This window comes from Paenibacillus sp. P4_E11 (assembly GCF_056401635.1).
In genome coordinates, this window is record NZ_JBFUIX010000023.1 from 21,220 (window position 1) to 38,935 (window position 17,716).

The 17,716-nt window shown below is 52.3% G+C and carries 17 protein-coding genes; 4 read left to right on the plus strand and 13 right to left on the minus strand.

Annotated features, from left to right (window positions below; all coding sequences use genetic code 11):
• Positions 1–79 precede the first annotated feature (79 nt).
• Positions 80–889: a hypothetical protein gene (locus AC1DWB_RS11575; protein WP_477541215.1), complete on the minus strand. Its 810-nt coding sequence runs from the start codon at positions 887–889 to the stop codon at positions 80–82.
• Between the two features lie 95 nt (positions 890–984).
• On the opposite strand from AC1DWB_RS11575, the gene AC1DWB_RS11580 reads away from it, so the two are divergent.
• Entirely contained in the window at positions 985–1,857 is an 873-nt protein-coding gene (locus tag AC1DWB_RS11580) for a helix-turn-helix transcriptional regulator (RefSeq protein ID WP_477541216.1), read from the plus strand.
• Between the two features lie 128 nt (positions 1,858–1,985).
• Here the strand turns inward: AC1DWB_RS11580 and AC1DWB_RS11585 are convergent, their stop codons facing one another.
• The 5 genes from AC1DWB_RS11585 to AC1DWB_RS11605 all read right to left on the minus strand — a co-directional run bounded on the left by AC1DWB_RS11585 (position 1,986) and on the right by AC1DWB_RS11605 (position 8,238).
• Positions 1,986–3,419 (minus strand): ABC transporter substrate-binding protein, encoded by a 1,434-nt coding sequence (locus AC1DWB_RS11585; protein ID WP_477541217.1) that lies wholly within the window; start codon positions 3,417–3,419, stop codon positions 1,986–1,988.
• Positions 3,420–3,490: 71 nt separating this feature from the next.
• Positions 3,491–4,996, minus strand: a complete 1,506-nt coding sequence (locus AC1DWB_RS11590; protein ID WP_477541218.1) for an ABC transporter permease — start codon at positions 4,994–4,996, stop codon at positions 3,491–3,493.
• A gap of 44 nt (positions 4,997–5,040) precedes the next feature.
• Positions 5,041–6,210 (minus strand): efflux RND transporter periplasmic adaptor subunit, encoded by a 1,170-nt coding sequence (locus AC1DWB_RS11595; protein ID WP_477541219.1) that lies wholly within the window; start codon positions 6,208–6,210, stop codon positions 5,041–5,043.
• Positions 6,211–6,244: 34 nt separating this feature from the next.
• On the minus strand, positions 6,245–7,129 hold the full coding sequence (locus AC1DWB_RS11600; protein ID WP_477541220.1) for a carbohydrate ABC transporter permease: 885 nt from the start codon (positions 7,127–7,129) through the stop codon (positions 6,245–6,247).
• 236 nt (positions 7,130–7,365) lie between these two features.
• Positions 7,366–8,238, minus strand: a complete 873-nt coding sequence (locus AC1DWB_RS11605) for a carbohydrate ABC transporter permease (RefSeq protein ID WP_477541221.1) — start codon at positions 8,236–8,238, stop codon at positions 7,366–7,368.
• A gap of 115 nt (positions 8,239–8,353) precedes the next feature.
• Between AC1DWB_RS11605 and AC1DWB_RS11610 the strand changes: the two genes are divergently transcribed.
• Together AC1DWB_RS11610 and AC1DWB_RS11615 are read left to right on the plus strand one after the other, a co-directional pair.
• A complete protein-coding gene (locus AC1DWB_RS11610) occupies positions 8,354–9,052 on the plus strand; it encodes a response regulator transcription factor (RefSeq protein WP_477541222.1) in 699 nt (232 codons plus the stop codon).
• A complete protein-coding gene (locus AC1DWB_RS11615; RefSeq protein WP_477541223.1) occupies positions 9,049–10,653 on the plus strand; it encodes a sensor histidine kinase in 1,605 nt (534 codons plus the stop codon). The genes AC1DWB_RS11610 and AC1DWB_RS11615 overlap by 4 nt, the downstream gene beginning before the upstream one ends.
• Positions 10,654–10,723: 70 nt before the next feature.
• On the opposite strand, the gene AC1DWB_RS11620 is transcribed toward AC1DWB_RS11615, so the two are convergent.
• The 6 genes from AC1DWB_RS11620 to AC1DWB_RS11645 form a co-directional block, all read right to left on the minus strand.
• Positions 10,724–11,227, minus strand: coding sequence for a hypothetical protein (locus AC1DWB_RS11620; protein ID WP_477541224.1), 504 nt, complete (start codon positions 11,225–11,227; stop codon positions 10,724–10,726).
• A gap of 152 nt (positions 11,228–11,379) precedes the next feature.
• Entirely contained in the window at positions 11,380–11,919 is a 540-nt protein-coding gene (locus AC1DWB_RS11625; RefSeq protein ID WP_477541225.1) for a GNAT family N-acetyltransferase, read from the minus strand.
• Between the two features lie 4 nt (positions 11,920–11,923).
• Positions 11,924–12,355, minus strand: a complete 432-nt coding sequence (locus AC1DWB_RS11630) for a GNAT family N-acetyltransferase (protein WP_477541226.1) — start codon at positions 12,353–12,355, stop codon at positions 11,924–11,926.
• Between the two features lie 358 nt (positions 12,356–12,713).
• Positions 12,714–13,463, minus strand: coding sequence for a non-canonical purine NTP pyrophosphatase (locus AC1DWB_RS11635; RefSeq protein ID WP_477541227.1), 750 nt, complete (start codon positions 13,461–13,463; stop codon positions 12,714–12,716).
• Positions 13,447–14,211, minus strand: coding sequence for a ribonuclease PH (gene rph, locus AC1DWB_RS11640; RefSeq protein ID WP_477541228.1), 765 nt, complete (start codon positions 14,209–14,211; stop codon positions 13,447–13,449). Before rph ends, AC1DWB_RS11635 begins: the two co-directional genes overlap by 17 nt.
• Positions 14,212–14,384: 173 nt before the next feature.
• Positions 14,385–15,425: a GerMN domain-containing protein gene (locus AC1DWB_RS11645; protein WP_477541229.1), complete on the minus strand. Its 1,041-nt coding sequence runs from the start codon at positions 15,423–15,425 to the stop codon at positions 14,385–14,387.
• Positions 15,426–15,640: 215 nt separating this feature from the next.
• Here AC1DWB_RS11645 and AC1DWB_RS11650 point away from each other — a divergent pair, with 215 nt between their 5' ends.
• Positions 15,641–16,174 carry a phosphatidylglycerophosphatase A family protein gene (locus AC1DWB_RS11650; RefSeq protein ID WP_477541230.1) on the plus strand — a complete coding sequence of 178 codons (534 nt, stop codon included), beginning with the start codon at positions 15,641–15,643 and terminating at the stop codon, positions 16,172–16,174.
• 173 nt (positions 16,175–16,347) lie between these two features.
• Here the strand turns inward: AC1DWB_RS11650 and AC1DWB_RS11655 are convergent, their stop codons facing one another.
• Positions 16,348–17,694: an Nramp family divalent metal transporter gene (locus tag AC1DWB_RS11655; RefSeq protein ID WP_477541231.1), complete on the minus strand. Its 1,347-nt coding sequence runs from the start codon at positions 17,692–17,694 to the stop codon at positions 16,348–16,350.
• Positions 17,695–17,716: the final 22 nt, after the last annotated feature.

Consider the following 17,716-nt stretch of genomic DNA (forward strand, 5'->3'; position numbering starts at 1 on the left):
CTCTACTAAGTCACATAAGGCCTTCGAAGCTTATTTCATGGCGAAATCCTTTTCGAGGGCCCCGGAACTTATACTGAATTCAGACGACTTTAATGACCAAACCGTATTCTGCGTCTCCGCCCCATCCGTCTGAGCCCGACCATTTAGCGGAGAAGGCATAATAGTATGTTCCACGTTCTGTCGGGACCGAGAATGTACCGTTGTCCAGCTTGATTGGGATCATTTGTTGATCATGTATGCTTGCGGCTAATACGCTGGTTGGCTTGTTGTTGCCCTTGAATGTGAGGGGGATCAACGCTCCGCTTGCAACTTCCAACGGAGCGTTGTCAGACAACAGTTGCGATATACCTGCTTTGTCTATACAACTGAACCAGCAATACGTTCCGATCTCTACTTCTACATTAGAATCGGCACTACCATTGATCGACACAGACGGAATGGGCGGTTTATCAATTTCATTCGGAGCTAAGATATAGCCCCCTGCCAGCTTATAGTTCGTATATTCAGGTATCACAGCTTCCGTCGGGACTTCAAAATGTTGGATACGAGTTGCAGTAGTACGGTTGAAACTGTGCATGAAGTTCGCTTTTCCTATCACGGTCTTGTGGTCGTCATAGAATACGATCATTCCGGAGAAGGTGACTCCGCGATCATCCAGCGAACGAATCGACTGGGCATCATCCCATAGAATAGAACCGCTCACCAGACTGCCCTTTTCACTTGGAGTCACTTGAAGATCGCCGATATACACCTCCGGGAAATCCGGATCATGCAGCAAAGATGGAGACCTGTTCGATAGTATGGAAATCAACTGCTCTTGTTCGTTGTAGCTCAGAGCTCCTCCCATGTGAGATATCCCTGCTAGCATGCCAATTATAAACTTTTTCAATGAATACCCTTCCGGAATTGTGTCGGTTTCGCCAAAAGCTATATACTATACAGGTACCCTATCCTTCATGATCCAAAAACAAGAAGGTGAACCTGATGAACCGTGAATTGTCCGAACACTACAATATTCAAACCCGGATCGGTCCGCTGCTCTTCGATATTCATCTCGACGGAACGTTTCTGTCCGCACAGGGACCAAGCCGTACAAACCGACACAACCATTCCAGCTATGAGCTCCATTTTGTTGTAGAAGGCAGTGGACGACTCGTGCTGAATCGGGATGAAATCGAGCTGCAGCCTGACCATTACTATGTCATCCCCCCAGGTGTTTATCATGCGATAATACCTATTGCACGGGGTGGGCTGCGTAAGTATACATTTCGCTTCGATTATACTGTGCACAAGGAGAATGGGATAGTATTTCCCGCGAACGAAGCGGCATCCTTGAGAACTGCGTTGATGGGTATGCCCTATTGGGAAGAACGGGATCTGTCGGGGAACATCGATATTCTTCATCACATTGTGCGTGAATTGGACGTCCAACCCTTAGGTTATTACGCCAAGCTGCAATCCTTGTTCAACCAAATTATCGTAAATGTGATTCGCTCCACTGCGAGCCAGGTGCATGCACCGACTCAGATGCCAAGTCGGATGAGTGACGACAGACGAAGTCAGGTCATCGATGCATTCTTCGATCAATATCGCTCGGACCTGAATCTGGAGGACTTGGCGGAACAATTGCTGCTCAGCCCCCGCCAGACGAGCCGTATTCTGTGCCAACTGTATGGAACCACATTTCGGCAGAAGCTGGCCGACATTCGAATTGAAGAGGCCAAGGACCGGCTGAAACATTCGAAAGATTCGATTCTTCTAATAGCCGAGCAACTCGGATTCGCTTCGCAGACCACTTTCAGTACGATGTTCAAGAAGAAGATCGGCCAAACCCCGCAATCGTACAGACGCAAGTAGAAAGTGACAGAAGGTAGCCAATGACTAGGATATACACCCGGACATACAGGCAGACCCCGTTTCTACAACTCCACTTTGGAGCCGGCAACGGGGTCTGTTCGGTTTAATAGCCATTGATACCTAGATGTCTACTCCTGTAAATACGTACTGACCTTGCTCTGAATGACCTTCGCTGTCTCTTCGGCCGACTTCTGCCCGCTGAAGAAAGCGGATGTTTCCTCCTGCACGATTGTCCGCACTTTCGGATCGGTCTCGCCAAACGATTGGACGCCCGTCAAAAGCGCTTCAATCCGGGCTACATCTTTCGGATCGGCTGGCTTCTGCACGATCTCTTTCCCATCCTTGCCCATCAGCTTCATATTGGATTTGCCTGTGTTGGAAGCAATCTGCTCCATCCGTATCTTGTTAGCATTCTTATTGACGGCGAAGCCCATCAGATCGCGAGAAGCTTGCATCTCCTCGGACAACAAATATTTGACGAACTCCCAAGCCTCCTTCTTGTTCTTCGATTTGCTGTTCATCGCGAGCATCAAGTCGGATTTAAAGGACAGTCCTTTCTTGTCATTCTCCGTCGGCATGTTGTAGTAAGCGGTGCTGTTGCCGTTAAACATCATCTGCGGCAGAAGCAGTATATCCTCGTACTGGATTGGAGTGAACGATTGGAACATGTTAACAGAGCGGTCCGTGCTATTCGGGGCAATTTGCTTGGTATCGAACATCGTTTTGGCCATCTGCAGCATGTCGAGGAACGGTTTGCCGGTAAAATTCGCTTTCTTCGCCCCTGCATCAACGAACTGAGTATAACTACTATCCAATAGCAATCCGATGAACGTAGCTTCGGTCATGTTGGCTAACGCCGAATGGTCGGGAACTCCGTCCTTGTTATCGTCCTTCACCAACTTGTCGGCTACCGCCTTAAAATCTTTCCACGTCCACTTGCTGTCGTCGATTGCGGCTCCTGAAAGCAAATCCTGGTTACCGACTAATAGGTTGAACGAAACTTTGATCGGAATCGCGTACATGCCATCCTTGTATTTCATCGCGTCCAAAATATTAGTAAAGTATTGATTACGGTCGAAAGTAGCGTCGTTCTTAATCAGATCGTTGACATTCTCCAACAGTTTCTTGTCCGCATACTTCTTATAGGGAAGTTCATCCAGGATAAACAAATCGGATGCTTTCCCGCTCATCAGCTCCGTGCTCACTGTCGACAAATATTTCTCCGCGCTCTTCGTATCCTTCGGTCCCATCATGACCATTTGCTTGTTCCCGTCCGTCTTGGGGGCGGCCAACGTTTCCTTGATCTCGATTTTGACCCCTGGGTGTGCGGTTTCGAAATTCGTCTTGGCCGTCTCCAGATAGCGGTTGGATGTAATGACAGACAGCGTAATCGTCTTCGTACCACCTGGTTCGGCAGACGGATTGGCCTCGCTACCTTTCCCATCCGGTGTGCCGGAGGAAGTTCCGCAAGCGGCTAACGTTAACATGGCTGTGATGGTCGCTGTCGTCGCAGCGGTTCTGAACCCATTCTTGGACACAATCTTGAACTTAGTCATTGTCATAATCAATCCTCTCCAATATGTAATAGTTTCATCTTGCTCTGTAATTAGGGGTGAACTGTTCGGCAGAGCCGTCAGAGTCCGACCGTGTCACGGGCATTGTCAGCAGACATTTGTCCACCCTCGATCATGAGCCGCTCCGAGGAAGCGACTTGCGATTGTCTGGCTCGGGCAGCCAATGATTGTTGCCCATCGAGACTCACGCCTCTCTTGGGGTGAACCCCACTCGATAACCCACTTAATGCGCCGAGCAGGAACAGCTCGCCGGGGCGTACCACGTAGGACGTACCCGCCCACACAGCGACAGCAGCGATCAGCCCGACACCAGCGGTCAGTGCGAGGCACAACCGGATGAGTCGGGTGCTCATTGGCAGGCCGAGCAGCACCCACTCGCGCACGCCAAGATGCAGCAGCGGGTAACCAAGCAGCAGTCCGGCGGCACACAAGCCGGTGACGAGGTTGTCCGTGCGCTGCCACAGCCACTCGTGCGGCGACGGCACGTAGCCGATATCGGCTGCCTGGTGCTGCCAGGCCTGGCGAAGCTGATCGACGTAGAACGAGACGTCGATCAGCTCGTCGGGCAGCAGCTGCGGCGGGATGTAGAAGCTGTAGCGGGAGCACCAGACCGCGCCCGCTGCGCAAGCGCCGAAGGCGGCCGTCGCCAGCGCCAGCCGGGACAGCACCGCGCGTTCGGCGCGGAGCAGGTCCGTCCAGTCGCGGCGACGCAAGCCGGTGGCGAGGAGCGCGACGATGCGGCGGGCACGGCCGACGGCGAGCCGCACGGCGAGGAGCGCCACCGCCGCGCCGAGCGCGAGGCGCACGAGCGCCGGCTTCTGCTCCGTCCAACGAAGCTCGCGCGCGTAGTTCACGTACGTGAAGCGGCTCGGCGGCTTGCCAAGCGCGGTGAGCGCAGCCCGCACCTGCTGTTCGCCGCCCACTAGCGCGCCAGCGGTGATCTCCAGCTCCACCGTGCCGATACGGGCTCGGGGGTCAAGCTCGAGCAGCGTCGTGACCGGGATGTACACGTCCGGCGTGCCGTTGTCGGTCATGCGCTGCAGCAGGGAGTTAGCAGACGGCTCGGCCGACACGCCGATAATGCGGAACGGCTCGTTCAACAGCTGCACCGTCTGGCCGACGACTTGCTGCGAGCCGAACAGCCGCTCGGCCAGCGCCGCACTCACGACCGCTACGCGGCTCGCCTCCGCCACCGACGTGGCGCCGAACGTGCTGCCCGGCTGCGCCTGCAGCCCATGGAACGCCGCATAGCCGGCGTTCACACCGAATAGATCGGCGCTCGCGCTGCGCGCGCCGGCCTTGATCATGGCGGCGGTGCGCGCCATGTAAGACGTGCGCCCGGCGCTCCACCTTCGGTCGAGCGCCTCCATGTCGGCGGCCGTCAGTCCAGCCGCACCGCTCGGGTCGGCCGCCAGATCGACCGTAGCGGCCACCTTTTTCAAGCCGACCGCGCCGTTAGCCTGCTCCCACTGGTCGGCGAAAGCAGCGGCAAGGCCGGTTCCGGCCAGCAGCAGTGCGATACCCGCGAACACCATCCAGGATGACAGTCTCGATTGCATCCTCATCGCTCATTCCTCCTTCTTCCAGGATAAAATCAGGTTATTAGTCGTTAGTCGGCCATCATAATTCGATCACCGGCGCTGATCGGCTTGCTGCTGGACGTGATGATCTGGTCTAGCGGTGTGATGCCATTATCAACCGCCGACTTGCTATCGTCCGAGTCGCTGACGGTCACGTTGGCTCGCTGCACATAGAACTCGTTGCCGAGCGTTCCCTTCTTTTCCTTCATCACGTAAACGTACTTGCCTTGGTCGTCTTCTCGAATCGACTGATTGGACAGCAGCATACGGGCTTGCGGCATTTTCTTCGAAAAAAGAATTTCGCCCGCTTCTCCACCCTTCAGTCGACTGTCCTTCAGGTCAACAACTAATTCCTTGCGTCCTGTCGCCGCTGTCGAGTTGCCGCTCTGTGTTTGTCCGCTCGTCCCAGTCGGGTCGTTCAAGGCAGTCAGCTTGCCTTTAATTCGCGCATTACTGAGCGACTTTAGGATGACTTCGATCTCGTCGCCAATGGTCAAATAGTTGGCCTTCTCGCTATCCACCGTCATCTTGAATTGATAGTCTTTGTCTTGATTGGTGACCCGAACGGCCGCACGACCACTTCCAACCGTGAGCCCCGCAGTTGCGTTCACCTCAGTTACCACGCCTTGAACCGTCGAGACGAGCGTCGCACCTCCGTTAACTTGGTCTTGCAGCTGTGCGATTTTACGCTCCTGGATTTGCAGATCGAGCCTTGCACTTTCTATATCTCGCATCAAATCACGACTTTGTTTCTCCATCCCAGACTTCTGTGCTTCAATATAATTGTCCATCATCTTCTCCAGCGACAACTTCTTCTGCTGATAGCGGGCTTGCTCATCGAGCAACGAACTTCTCATATCCGCAGTCCGGAACGTGAGCAGTTGCTGACCGATCGTCACGATGTCGCCCGTTTTCACGAGTACCTGATCGACGATCAGGCGTGAATCTGCGATCAGATCGACCGTCTCAGCCGGCCCGATAACACCCGACCCACTAACGTCATGCGACAGCATGCCGGGGGCAGCCTTCTCAACGTTTACCTGCGGCAAGGAATACGTCAGCAGCGTATTCGACAGCAGGGTCAGCGCAATCATCATCAGCACAAATACGAGGATGGCGAGACGGATACCGCGCTTGCCAGCCCCCTTCTGCGATTCAACCGATGCAGACGGCTCGAATGCCGATTGTATCGATTCCATGGTCCCTTCCCCCTTTTCTATCCAAATAGCCTGATTATCCTTTGATTCCAGACAGTTGAATGCCTTCGATCAAATCCTTTTCCGCGTACAGCATGACGAACAGCATCGGCAGCATATACAAGGCACAAGCGGCAAAGGCCAGCCCCCGCTCCCCTTCGCTTATGACTGATAAGTAAACGGACAACGGCTGCTTCATCGCATCGTGCAGGAAAATAAGCGGCTGCTCCACCATATTCCAATTGTCGATGAACACCAGGATGGCTAGTGCCGCAATGCCCGTCCGACTCATCGGCCAAATAATTCGTATAAATATCCTCAAATGATTTGCCCCGTCCACCCGCGCCGCCTCGATATACGCATACGGAATGTAGATCATATACTGCCGCAACAGGAAGACGCCGAACGCGCTGAAGATGCCGGGAAGAATGATGGAGCCGTATGTATTCAACAGCCCGAGCTTGTCAGCCATAATGAAGTTCGGTACGAGCGTCACCTGGAACGGCATGAGCATCGTGACGATGTAGACGAAGAAGAGCGGCTCCCTGAGCCGGAAGCGCAACTGCGAGAAAGCATAAGCCGCGAGCGACGCCACGACGATCTGCCCCGCGATAATCGGCACCGTCATGCGGACCGAGTTCCAGAACATGAACAGGAATTGCGGCTTCTTGACCAGTACATTGTAATATTGCGACAAGGTGACCCGGTCCGGAATCCATTTCATGGTTACATAAGCATCTTGCAGTCTGGGGTCGCTGGCGTTCTGGGCGGTCCGATTGGTAGAAATCGCATAGAAGTTAGTCGAGATTTCGTTTTCGCTCATAAGCGAATTCGTGAACGTCAGCACGATGGGAAACAGGAATATGACCACAAGCGCCGCCATCAGCGTTGTTAATCCTACTTTCCCTATTGTTTTTTTCATTCCTACCCTCCCCTCTCGCATTAGCTGGACCATATCTTGGCGAGACTTTCGAGATACGCTTGCGGAGAACAAAAGTAGGAGTGGAGAAACGAAGTGCCAGCCTTTGAAATCACGTCGCTTCCTCTGAAATATACAATCCTGCGACGTGATTTCAACAGCGGTCGGAACCCTACTATTGTTCGTAGCACTTAAGTATCTCGACAGTCTCACGACAGTCTCTCGACGGTCCCCATGCGCTACCCCCCAATGGCCCGGCTAATGCGCCGCTCCACCACGAATAGAACCAGCACTAACACGACCACGACGAGCGCCATCAAGAAAGCGGCACTGGTCAGTTTTTGATAATCGAGCGACTTGAACATATTGTTCATGTAATGCTGCAGCATGTAGATGCTGTCATGCGGATATTCCCCAGCAATCGTATACGTTTCGCGGAACACTTTGAACGAATTGATAATCGACATGATGAACACGAAAAAGCTGGTCGGGGTAATGTAGACGAGCGTAATCGATCGCCACTTGCGAAACGCCCCCGCTCCGTCAATCGAGGCGGCTTCATAGTAATCGGAGGGGATATTCTGCAAACCAGCCAGGAACAGTACCATGTTGTACCCAACGTTCTTCCATAAGTACACGACAATGACGACCGTAAGCGCAGCGTTGCTCTCCATCCAATCCCTGGGGGCCACGCCCAGCATGTTCAGCCAGCTGTTCAGCGTCCCGTTCAAGTCGAACAGCACTTGCCAGATCAGCACGATCGAAGCGACCGGTATGACCAGTGGAGCCAGGAATGCAATCCGGAACCAGTTGCGGAAGTACAAGCTCCGGTTCAACAACATCGCAAGTCCGAGCGATAACGCCATATTAAGCGGTACGCTGATGGCTGTGAATAGGAACGTATTGTACGCCGCCCGGCGGAAGATGGCATTGTTCAGCAACTCCGCATAGTTTCGCAGTCCCACGAATGTGCCGTCTATGGGCGTGTCGAGCAACGAGTAGCGAAATCCGATCACGAACGGCACCGCGAAGAACACAGCAAACCCGGCCATACTCGGTGCCAGAAACAGTGCGGCAATCCACCCATCGCGTAACCGGAAAATGTGGCGCATGACGGGTCCTCCTTGCCTTCTCATAATTCGCCAATTTCGGCTAATCGTATCGTAAAGTGTCCATGTGACAACCGTGTGACAAGGTGCTACAATGTTGGCGGGAGGCGGGAGAATAATGAGCAAAACGATTATGATCGCCGAAGATGAGTTGAAAATGCGCAAGCTGTTGGTCGATTATATCGAGCACGAGGGGTATGAGGCGATCGAGGCTGCGAATGGTCAGGAAGCACTAAGCAAGCTGAGTGCCCACCATGTGGATCTGCTTATTGTTGATGTGATGATGCCGTTCATGGACGGCTTCGAAGTGTGCCGTACGGTGCGCTCGCGCTCCGATGTGCCGATTGTCGTACTCACGGCCAAGGCAGAGGAGTATGACAAACTGACTGGCTATGAACTCGGTGCGGATGATTACGTAACCAAGCCGTTCAGTCCGAAAGTGCTGATGGCCAAAATCCGCGCTTTGTTCAAACGGATCAACTCAGAGCTTACGTCTTCAGTCACTGCTGACGATACGGTAGTCGTGAAGCTGGACGGGCTCGAATTCCGCTCGGACTCGAATGAGATCAAGTTGGACGGTCAAGGTGTCACCCTCACGCGCAAAGAATATGAGCTGCTCATGTACTTATATCGCAACCGGAACCAAACGCTGTCCCGCGAGCAAATTCTCGATCATGTGTGGGGCTTCGATTATGAAGGGGATGCCCGGACGGTAGATACGCATGTGCGACGCTTACGTCACAAACTCGCTCCGTATGCCCATTTTGTCGCTACAGTTACAGGGTTCGGCTATATGTTTAAGGCGGTGAAGCGATGAGACGATGGTGGAAACCTAAAAGTATCTCGACTAAGCTTTTTGCCCTCACTTCCGTGCTGCTGATCGCCTTTTTGACCGTGCTGATGCTCGTGCAATCGACCTTTTTCGAATCGTATTATCAATCCAAGAAGATGAATCAACTCAAGCAAGGCTTGGCTAATTTCAAGAGTCTTTACTATAAATCTCCAGCCGATCTGAGCACATTGCCCAAGCTATTCCCGGAATTGGAAAAGAACCTCTCCGCCACGGCTGCGATAATGCAGCTTCGGGATGGGCTCGTGACGACTGGTCCGCAAACAAAGACGAAGGCCATCATCCAAATAGATAAGACGGGTCAAATAGTCAACAGCTCGATTTCTCCACTGCCAGCCTTCGAACCGGAAACGATGATGAGCTTGATGACGGCCATTAATCAATTTCGCGGCGACACCAACCTGACCCGGCGAGTTGTCGACTTGGGGGAGACCGCGAGCTACGTGACTCGCACATCTGACAGGTCCGGCAAGTATATCGCCGCAGTTGTACCGTTATCCAAAGACGGTATAACGGGTATGACGGACTCGTTGCTATTAGCCGTCACTTCGTTGCAGCCGGTAGGGGAAGCCGCTGGAATCATGAAAGACTTTTACTTGTATTTCCTACTGTTGGCGGTTCTCGCCATCCTGTTGCTAACCTATATGTATTCCCGGATGATCTCCCGGCCCCTGATCAAATTGAACAATGCCGCAGCACAAATGGCGAAGCTGGACTTCAGCGTCAAGTGCGAGGTACAGTCGCAGGATGAGATCGGCAGCCTTGGCAGAACGTTGAATTTCTTGTCAGGCAATTTGAATGAAACGCTTGGCCAACTACATACCGCGAATGTGCAACTAAAGGCGGATATCGAGAAGGAGAAGGAACTGGAGAAGCTGCGTCGTGAATTCGTAGCCAGTGTGTCCCATGAGCTGAAGACGCCGATTAGCTTAATAAGCGGCTATGCTGAAGGACTCAAGGATGGCATCGTGTCGGGAGCGCGAAGAGAAGATTACCTCGATGTAATCTTGGAGGAGAGCGGACGGATGGCAGGTCTTGTGCAGGATATGCTGGATTTATCGCAGCTCGAGTCAGGCAAGTTCACACTTACAGTAGCTGAGTTCCAGCTTCATGAACTTATTCACTCGACCGTTGACAACATGTTTATGGAATTTGAGCGCAGAGGGATTCAATGCCTGCTGGAGCTACAGGGACCCGCTGTTGCTTACGGGGATGCTACTCGTATTCGACAAGTGTTGACGAACCTGCTGTCCAATGCAAGTAAGCATGCAGCAGCAGGTGGCAACATTCGAATCCGGACTTCAACTGTGAACGAGGACGTGCAGGTCGATATATTCAACGAGGGGGCACCTATACCGGAGGCAGATTTGCCGCGCATCTGGGAAACTTTCTACACCGTGGAGAAATCGCACAATCGCGAACATGCCGGCTCAGGCATCGGACTAGCTATCGTACACAACATTCTTACCCTGCATGGCGGCAAGTTCGGCGTATTCAATACCTCAACCGGCGTGACGTTTTATTTTACGCTTCAGTTGGCTCCACCCGAGGAAAGAACTTATGCATAAGGCTTACCAAAACTAAGAACCTCAAGCGATGGGGCGTGTATCGCTTGAGGTTATATGTGATTCCTATTATCTAGGCTTGTCTACTCCGCTTAAGTAGGAATATCTCTTCTTCGGACTTGACCACCCTACTAAGTTGGAAATCGAGTCGGTCATTCGTGACACCAATCATCGTGAGAAGCTTCTCGTCAGCTGCAATATTCTCAGATTGGTAATCGTCCAATTTCCGGTTGAGGTGGTCAAACCGCTCGTTCATTTCTTGACGCAGGCTAGAAAGTTCGGACTTTAAGCTTGTCGAATCATGCTGCAAGCCTGTGATATCACCCTTCATGCCTGTGATATCACCCTTCATGCCTGTAATATCACCCTTTAAGCCTGTGATATCACCCTTTAAGCCTGTGATATCACCCTTTAAGCCTGTGATATCACCCTTCATATCATTCATGCTAGACTCTATCCGATCCAACCGGACCAGAACTTCCTGAGCCTTTATCTCGTGGATATCTGCCTTCATCTCGTTCATGCCGGACTCCATCCGGTCCAGACGAACGAGAACTTCCTGAATCAGAGCTTCCATTCCGCTCACACCTTCCCTTAACTAATCATAGTTTAACATGGGAGTCTGATTTGTGGTATACCTCTAATTATAGCGAACATTTGTTCTTGTGTCAAAACTTCTGTAGTCGTGGGTCACAACAAAAAACCACCTTCCGGTGGATGAATAATCAATTATTTTATCCGAATTTTATACTTGCAAGAGCTGTCGGACTGTTCTACCAACTCCCCTGCATTCGCTTCAATCACTCTGCGTGAAGGCCAATTGTCGGGTTGACACGTGAGCAGCACTTCATCTAAATGCCGCTCGCGCGCTTGCTCTACAAGACCTTGCAGGAGCAGCTTCCCATATCCATTTCCTCTCGCTTGAGGACGGATAACATAGCCGATGTGGCCGCCGGACTGAAGCAGCGCTTCATTCAGATGAGGCCTAAGCTTGCCGTACCCCACCGGCTGATCGTCCACGTACATCCAGTAAATTGTCTGCGGGACTAGACCCGTCGCCAAATCGATACCTTTCGCCATGCGTTGGAGCTTTTCCATCTCGGCAGGATATTGCTCATAAGACACTCGAAAAAGTCCATTATTAAATCCGTTCTCGCCTGGTCCAATCTCCTGGATCATCGTGTAAAGCTCAAGATCTGCAACGGCCGACAGCTCCCGAAGCTCAATTCGCCTGGGCAGAGGCTCAGGCTCTCTGTACCGATCCATCATTCTCTCACCCCTGATCGCCCTCTAGCCGTTTCCTTACGGAATCCGGTACTCTGCGCATAAATCGTTCCGCATCCCGAGCGAACCCATATTGTTCGTACAACCCGTGCGCATCTTTCGTCCCCAAAATGCCCTGAACGTTCTTCAATTCCTCCGAGGTAGTAATAGCCTCAATGAGTGTCTTCCCCACTCCCCTGCCCCGGTAGTCTTCGTCGATGAACACATCGCAAAGGTAGTAGGTCGTGGCGAAGTCCGTTATCACTCGAGCAAAGCCGATCTGTTTCTCACCGTCATAGACCCCATAGCACAAAGAATTGTCGATCGAGGTCTGAATAATGCTCGCTTTCGCTCGATGCTGCCCCCAATAGCTCCTCTGCAAGAAACCTTGGATCACATCTACATCCAACCGAGATTTATCTGTGCTAATCAATAATTCCATTCCGTACCCCTCCCAGGTTTTTAAGGGGTATCATATCAAGCAGCAGACAATTTGGCAATATTTTTTTGGAACATCTCAGAGGCGTATAGCAAAACGCGGAATCGTTTCGTAGGTACCCGTACTGCCTGGTAAAAATGCCAACTGCCACAAGTGCTATGAGCTGGGGGACAAGATGAGTAAAAAAAGCGACGCTCTGGTCGGCAGTGGAATTGCCGTCAGTGCGTCGAGTGAAAATGGTATAATGGTCCATGGAGTTGACCTTTCTCTGGATGCAGATGGATTCCGCTCAGGATGCATGCCGAAGAATCGAAGAGAAGCTACTCATTCCGGATATGCAACTGATAAAGGAATAACATGCTTACTGCCATTTCTCCAGCATCCGATCGATTGCTATCGCTCTGTGGCTAATTGCATTTTTCTCATCCATCGTCAGTTGGGCCATCGTCCTGCCATAGGAAGGTACGAAAAACAAAGGATCGTACCCGAAGCCGTTGTCGCCCAGCGGGCGATCGACGATCCAGCCCGCGCAAGCGCCTTCCGCGTGCAGCGTCGTCCCGCTCGCAGGATCGTGCATCGCGAGCGCGCAGACGAAGCGCGCCTTGCTGAGCGCTCGCGCGCCCTCCAGCGCCTGCGCCGCCAAGAGATCGCCAGCCTGCGCTGGCGCTCCCTTGGCGCTTGGCGCCTGCTGCGCGCTCGCCTCGCTCCCGCTACTTGCTCCTTCACTGCGCTCGGTCACGCCCGCCGCGAGCGGCGCCAACCGCATGCGCTGCAGCTCCTGCAGCAGCTTGCGGTTGTTCGCCGCGTCGTCGGCCGGCTCGCCGGCGTAGCGCGCCGAATAGACGCCCGGCGCACCGCCGAGCGCGTCGACGCACAGGCCGGAGTCGTCGGCCATCACGGGCAAGCCGAGTACTTGCGCGATGACGACCGCCTTCTTCTCGGCATTGCCGGCGAACGTGTCGCGATCCTCGACGATGTCCGGTAGTTCCCCGTAATCAATAAGACTTCGCACCGTGATCCCCAGCTTACCGAAGCGGTGCGCAAACTCTCGCACTTTGCCCGCATTACGAGTCGCGATCACGAGAACTTTACCTTCAGGATTTGGCCGCATATTTCCCACCGCCAACAACAGACACGAGCGGTCCCAGAACTTCCTTCTGCTTCTCGATCATAAGCTCGATGCCATGCTCCGCTAAGGCCAGCAACTCGTTCAACTCATTCCGCGAGAAGGGGGATTCCTCTCCTGTTCCTTGCACCTCGACGAACTTGCCTTGACCCGTCATCACTACGTTCATGTCTACCTTCGCTTGTGAGTCTTCGACGTAATTCAAGTCAAGACACGCTTTCTCTTGAATAATCCCTACACTGATCGAAGCTAGAAAATCCGTAATAGGTGAGCTCTTCAGCTTATTATCCTTCATCAGCTTATGGATGGCGAAGCATAGCGCGACGAATGCTCCTGTAATTGAAGTTGTCCGTGTGCCGCCATCAGCTTGAATAACGTCGCAATCAATCGTAATCGTTCGTTCGCCGAGTGCCTCCAGTTGGATCACGGAACGAAGAGCCCGTCCAATCAAGCGCTGAATTTCCATCGTCCGGCCGCCAATCTTCCCTTTGGCTGCTTCACGTTGGTTGCGGACTTGAGTAGCGCGCGGCAGCATGGAGTACTCTGCATTGATCCAACCTTTGCCTTGCCCTTTCATGAAAGGTGGCACCTTCTCCTCGATCGACGCCGTGCATATTACTTTCGTATCGCCGACCTCAATGAGCACCGATCCTTCCGCATGCTTAATATAGTGGGGAGTAATCGCGATTGAACGCGGCTCCGCGAAATCTCTGCCGTCAAATCTTGTATCCATACCATACAGCCTCCATTCCTATTCCGATCCAACCTTACTATTGTACGCTGAACCACCTCATTTTACCAAAGTCCCGCAAGAAAAGCATTACCCCGATATTTCTTCGTGTTTGGAACAACAAAAGAACCCAGCCCCCAATCTTGCAGGGCCAGGTTCTCGCTATATGCGTAAACTTACATCTTGATCGGGTTCAGTCCTGTAGGACGGGTGACCGGTTTGCTTAAATTTTGATTATCCGTGGAAGTAACTGCCGCATTGCCATTAACCTTGATTTGTACTTTCGAGACGCCTGCGTTCTCCGTTAAGGATAGGATGACGGATTGCACCGCAGCGCTAGGCGCTTTTTTATCCGTACCGAGTAGCTTGTCAGTAAAGTTAACGTTCATCACGCCGTCTGCCCCGAGCTCCAGCTTAGGTAATTCCAACGTCGGCGCTAGTACGGACTGAAGCTTGGACTTGGCAGTAGGTCCCAGGATGAGCTGCTCCATGACCACTTTAGCTTTATCGTCGGATCGCTTCACAAGTCGGGTAACCGGGACATAGTACTTGGTCTTATCGCTCGTTTCCCCTTGGAAATACAAGGTGACCGGCGTCGATTGCCCATATTCTACGCCTTCCGCACGTTCGAGGTTAATGCCCATGGTCCGGGTCAGCAATCCGTCAATCGGAGTTCCGCCGTTAGGCATTTGCGTGAGCGCCTTGCCATCTAGCCAGATTTGCACGTTGTCGATGCCGGAGAACCCGGTCAGTGTCCAAGTGATGGCTTCCAGCAGCTTGCGCTCGTCTTGGACCGCGTAGTTCTTGAATTCCTTGGAAAAGTCGACGACGGCAAGTTTCTTTTCCATGTTAATATCTAACCCTTTAACCTGTGTCCCCTTCGGCAGCACGGCGTGAAAATCTTTGGGGAGTTGCCCCTTCGAGGCGCCGTCCTCCACCATGAACTCCATCGCCTTACGGGCGATGCCCTCTACTTTCGGCAAGTTCATCGTGACCGGCGCAATCATGCCGTTGCGGTCTTTCAAATACAACGTTGCGGTTTGGGTCTGACCTTGTACCCCAGCGGATACGCTCACAGCACCTCCTTGTGTACCGTTCACGACGACATCAGCAGGCGGGGGATCGATCTCGCTTGATTTCATCAGGGAACAGCCGGAAGTCAGCAGTACAGTGACGCCTGCGATCGCTCCCCATTTTATCCAGTTGCTCGGCTTCATTGGAATCCTCCTTATGGTTTCTTAGGACTAGGTACTACTATGTATACGAGCCTTGACAAGTTATATACCTACAATTTGAATAAGCCTAATACAAAGTGATGTTTAGCCTTGGGTTGTCCCATTTTGGGTTTGATCCACAATATGGTATGCTGAGACAATGAACCGTCTCCCCACCAGGGTCAAGGCAGTTGCAATCGTCTGAGGAGGTATGTACAATGGCCTACAGCTTGAACAGTCAGAAAGTAGAAATCGCGACTCACGCTTGGTTGAAGGAGCGCGGTGTAGAAAAGGAAGCGATCGCCGAACTCGTCATGTTCCTCCAGCAGCCATACTTCCCTAACTTAACTCCAGCCGAGTGCCTAGAAACCGTTGAACGTGTATTGTCCAAGCGTGAAGTGCAGAACGCTATTCTTACTGGCATCCAGCTCGATATGCTGGCAGCCGAGGGGAAGCTGCTTCCCCCACTCCAGGAGATGATCGAGAACGACGAAGGGCTTTACGGCTGCGATGAAGTTCTTGCCTTGTCGATCGTGAACGTCTATGGCAGCATTGGCTTTACGAATTTCGGATATATCGATAAGCTCAAGCCTGGGATTCTGAAACGTCTGAACGACAAGTCAACCGGCGAAATTCATACGTTTCTGGACGACATCGTAGGGGCGATCGCCGCAGCGGCAAGCAGCCGGATTGCTCACCGCAAGCAGGCAGAGAAGGAAGCCGAGCAGGCGGCGATAGGCGAACCGCTGTAAGGTGTATGTGTGAGCGGATGTAATCACCAACTGCAAGCAGGATAGAAGTCTGCGAATAATCTTTGGCACACGCTAATAAACCCCGCTCCTAGTGCAAATGCACAGGAAGCGGGGTTTATTGTCAAAAACGCTCAGGATACGTTAAGCACCTGAGCGTTGTATGGCGGTAATAATCAGAACACCGTTTGAATCAGCAAGTACGCATTCAGCACAGCTATAAAGACGGCCACCGTCCAAGCCAATATCTTGATCCACAACGGATTGGTGAATTCGCCCATCTTCTTCTTATCACTCGTGAACCTAACCAGAGGAATGACCGCGAACGATAGTTGGAACGATAAGATGACTTGGCTTAAGATGAGCAAATCCATCGTCCCGCTCTCCCCGGCAACAGCCGTGACGATGACGGCGGGGATAATCGCAATCATCCGCGTAATGAGTCGTCTGAGCCAAGCAGGGAGACGAATATTCAGGAAGCCTTCCATGACGATCTGCCCGGCCAACGTTCCAGTCAGAGTTGAACTCTGGCCTGCCGCGAGTAAGGCCACTCCGAACAAAATGCTTGCGATCGTAGAGCCCATAAGCGGAGTGAGCAGATGATACGCATCATTGATATCCGCGACATTCGTATAACCAGCTGTATGGAACGCTGCTGCAGATACGATCAGAATCGACGCATTAATTAACAAGGCAAAAAATAAAGCGATGGTTGAATCCCATGTCGAGAACTTGATCGCCTGCCGCTTCCCGAGCGGAGTTTGTTCATACTGGCGCGTCTGCACGATGGAAGAGTGCAGATACAAGTTATGAGGCATTACCGTTGCTCCCAGGATGCCGATAGCGATGTAGAGCATTTCCGGATTTTTGATGATTTCCATGGTAGGGACAAATCCTTGCAGAACGCCCCCAACATCGGGTCTCGACCAGATCACTTCAACGAGGAAGCAGACGCCGATAGTACCGATCAGTGTGATGATAAGAGCCTCGATGTAGCGGAAGCCTTTATTTTGCAAAAGGAGAACGACCAGTACATCAACAGCTGTTATGATGACGCCCCATATGAGCGGTATGCCGAATAGTAAATTCAAGGCGATGGCGGTACCGATGACCTCGGCCAGATCACACGCTGCAATTGCCAACTCGCATAATACCCAGAGGACCATTGAGACTGGCTTGCTATAATGATCGCGACAGGCTTGTGCCAAATCCCGGCCCGTGACGATCCCTAATTTACTTGCAAGGGTCTGAAGTAGCACGGCCATCAGGTTGGAAAGAAGAATGACAGATAACAGGGCATAGCCGAACATAGAACCGCCTGCTATATCGGTTGCCCAGTTACCAGGATCCATATAGCCAACGGCAACCAAATAACCCGGTCCTGCAAATGCCAGAAACTTTTTGAAAACAGAACCTTTGGTAGGAATACGCATGGAACGATGTACTTCAGGAAGCGATTGGGTCGTTCTTGCCTGCTGCCACCCTGGTTCCGGTGTTGATATAGTTGAAGAGTTCTCACTCATCGATACTCACCTCGATTTATTA